Annotated in this window: 1 protein-coding gene; it reads left to right on the top strand. The window is 31.8% G+C overall.

The window, feature by feature from the left end:
* On the top strand, positions 1 to 216 hold a 216-nt coding region (locus SM755_RS23765), incomplete at its 5' end, for a hypothetical protein (RefSeq protein WP_323174851.1).
* Positions 217 to 267 lie beyond the last annotated feature (51 nt).

The following is a 267-nucleotide window of genomic DNA, read 5'->3' as shown; positions in this document are numbered from 1 at the left end:
GCTAAAGTTAAAATTTACTTTTGTAAGTCTTTCATTTTTTATAAGAATTTAGTTATGATTCTCTTATCTTCAGCTCGGAGGTTGAGTATTGTAGAACTTGAATCTCTTCTAGTAGAACTTGCTAATGTAGAAGAAAGTGATCGAGGCCCATTTGAAAGCACGGTTCAATGGATGATGAGGTTCAATGGTAAAAGGGAGGGCAAGGCATTTGCATAGGTTTTTAGAGGAAGAAGATTTTTTTTTTTATGTAATTTTATTTAATTTGAA

This window comes from Natrialba sp. PRR66 (assembly GCF_034808065.1).
Lineage (GTDB): Archaea > Halobacteriota > Halobacteria > Halobacteriales > Natrialbaceae > Natrialba > Natrialba aegyptia.
This window is presented reverse-complemented; position numbering and strand designations above follow the sequence as displayed.